The sequence below is a fragment of the Thioalkalivibrio sp. genome (assembly GCF_041690275.1).
Classification (GTDB): domain Bacteria; phylum Pseudomonadota; class Gammaproteobacteria; order Ectothiorhodospirales; family Ectothiorhodospiraceae; genus Thioalkalivibrio.
This window is the reverse complement of sequence record NZ_JAWLHP010000070.1, coordinates 1-2,581: the sequence shown is the minus strand read 5'-3', so window position 1 is coordinate 2,581 and position 2,581 is coordinate 1. Positions and strand designations below refer to the sequence as shown.

The 2,581-nt window shown below is 63.7% G+C and carries 2 protein-coding genes; one reads left to right on the top strand and one right to left on the bottom strand.

Features of this window, described 5'->3' with window-relative positions; genetic code table 11:
- Positions 1-392: 392 nt before the first annotated feature.
- Positions 393-1,340: a UDP-3-O-acyl-N-acetylglucosamine deacetylase gene (lpxC, locus tag ACESMN_RS11885; protein WP_373053818.1), complete on the bottom strand. Its 948-nt coding sequence runs from the start codon at positions 1,338-1,340 to the stop codon at positions 393-395.
- Between the two features lie 150 nt (positions 1,341-1,490).
- On the opposite strand from lpxC, the gene ACESMN_RS11880 reads away from it, so the two are divergent.
- Entirely contained in the window at positions 1,491-2,501 is a 1,011-nt protein-coding gene (locus tag ACESMN_RS11880; protein WP_373053817.1) for an AraC family transcriptional regulator, read from the top strand.
- The last annotated feature ends 80 nt before the right edge of the window (positions 2,502-2,581 follow it).

Here is a 2,581-nt window from a genome sequence, read left to right as displayed (position 1 = left end):
GTCCCCGTCCCTCGTAGGAGCGGCTTCCAGCCGCGATAACCCGAACTCTCCCCTCTCCCGCAAGCGGACAAAGCTGCCGGCAGCGGCTTTCCAACCGCTGCAGGCGGGCCCGAAGGGCGAACGACCGGATGCCCGGAGTAACGGGGCTGGACGTGACGGCCGGGGTGAGTGCCAGCGCCACGCCCCACCCCAGCCCTCCGCCGCAAGCGTGGGGGGCTTTCATCGTCGGGAGTGGCGCAGTGCCACGACCGTTAGCGGGGCCATTCCGGGGCCAAAAACAGGCCAATAAGGCGAAAAACGGCGACTTTTCGCGGGCCTTTTATAGCTATTTCAATGGCTTGGCTTGGTCCGACCCCGGTTTTCCGGTTTGTGGCAGGGACATGGTGTCCGCCTCAAATCGCGGCCTGGTCATTGCGGTTTTCCCGGTTCTGCAGGGCACCCTGTGTCCAGGCCCAGTATTCCTCCGCTCCGCTCAGTGTGGTGAGGAACCAGGCATCTTCCTGGGCCAGCAACTGGCGCAGCACCTGGTTGTTGAGGTCGTGGCCGCTGCACATGCCCATAAAGCGGCCGATGATGATCATGCCGGCCAGGGACAGATCGCCCACCGCATCCAGCACCTTGTGGCGCACGAACTCGTCTTCAAAGCGCAGGCCTTCCTGGTTGATCACGCCCTTGTCGCCGATCAGCACTGCGTTCTGCAGCGAGCCGCCCTTGGCCAGGCCCAGCTTGCGCAGGGTGTCGATCTGTTCCTGGAAGCCAAAGGTGCGCGCAGCGCTTACATCGAAAGCCAGCAGATCGCGATCCAGGGGCACCGACAGCTCCTGGTGGCCGATGGCCGCGTTGTCGAAGTCGATGGTCATGTCGATCCGGGGTACCGGCGCCGGCAGGAAGCTGGCGGACTTGCCGTGTTCTTCCACCTGCACCTGATGGCGGATCACGATGGCACGGCGCTCGGTGTTCTGCTGGAGGGTGCCGGCCTGCTGGATCATGCGCACGAAGGGTTCCGCGCTGCCGTCCATGATGGGCACTTCGGGGCCATCCAGCACGATGCGGGCGTTGTCGATGCCGCACACATACAGGGCCGCCATCAGGTGCTCGATTGTGGACACCTTCGCGCCGAAGCGGTTGGAAATGGTGGTGCTCAGCCGGGTGTCGGTGACATTGTACCAGCGGGCGGCAATCTCGGACTGGAACAAAGGCACGTCGCGGCGGATGAAGATGATGCCGTTATCCGGGGCGGCCGGTTGCAACGTCATTCGCACTGGCAGGCCGCTGTGCAGGCCACGGCCGACGAAGGTCAGGTTGACGGCCAGGGTGTGCTGGAAATACCTGCTGATCATGGTTCTTCGCCTGTCGTTGCAGTTGACAGGTTCAGCTTACGAAGGGGCGCACACCGCACTGGGCCTGGAGCGCCATCCTGTTGTCAGCAGTTTGTCATTGGCCGCCAAGCGCTTATCCTTGGCTCCATAGCGCCTTCGGATGCCGGTTTCATGGCCTTTACCACCCTGAGTTCCTGGGCTCTGCTGGTCTGGGAGGAACTGGACCAGCGCGGCCTCGATGCGGATGCCCTGTTCCGGCAGGCCGGGCTTGATCCCACCCACCTGATGGATCCCAACGCCCGCTTCCCGGTGGAAATCCTGCGCCGCATGTGGGTTGCCACCCGCGAGGTGACCAACGACCCCGCCCTGGGGGTAGTCGTCGGCATGCGCTGGAATCCCACCACCTTCCATGCGCTGGGCTATGCCTGGCTGGCCAGCTCCACGTTGGCAGAAGGCTTCCACCGGCTGGCTCGCTACGGCCGCCTTGTTTCTGACCAGTATCAGGGTGAACTGACCCTGTCTGGCATGGAGTATCGCTACCGCGTCACTCCGCGCCCGCCAGCGGGTGACCCCGACCCCACCGCCATCGAGGCCATCACCGTCGCCATCGTCAAGATGTGCCGCCTGCTGGCCGGGGAGGGCTTCAGCCCACTGGAAATCGTCCTGCCCATCGCGCCAGGGGCCAGTGTGCTGCACCTGGAAACCAATCTGCGCGCGCCGCTGAGGTTCGGCGATCAGGCGCTGGAACTGGTGCTGGCACGGGCCGATATGGAAAAGCCCCTGCGCAGCGCCAATCCGGAGCTGTCGCGCCTCAACGAGCAGATCGTGGTGAAACACCTGAGCCAGTTGGAGCAGGATTCCGTGGGCCTGCAGGTGCAGAGCCGCATCGCCGAGGCCCTGCCGTCAGGTCGAGTTACCGAGGATGACATCGCTCGGACCCTCGGCCTGAGCAACCGCACCCTGCAACGGCGGCTGGCGGAAGAAGGAAAAAGCTTCGGCGACATCCTGCAGACCACCCGGCGGGAACTGGCGAAGAGTTACCTGCGGGAAAGCCAGCTCAGCATCAACGAAATCGCCTATCTGCTGGGTTTTTCCGAACAGGCCAACTTCACCCGCGCCTGCAAGCGCTGGTTCGGGCAAGCGCCATCGGAATATCGCCGCCAACTCACCGAAGCGGTTTGACGGGCGCTGAGGTAAAAGGGGACAGATTTATTTTTCTGTTCATTTTCCTGGTTCCTGCGCCATGAATCGCCACGCCCCCC

Excerpts from the sequence above, each read along its gene's own strand:
- lpxC (WP_373053818.1), bottom strand. The coding sequence starts at position 1,340 with ATGATCAGCAGGTATTTCCAGCACACCCTGGCCGTCAACCTGACCTTC.
- ACESMN_RS11880 (WP_373053817.1), top strand. The coding sequence starts at position 1,491 with ATGGCCTTTACCACCCTGAGTTCCTGGGCTCTGCTGGTCTGGGAGGAA.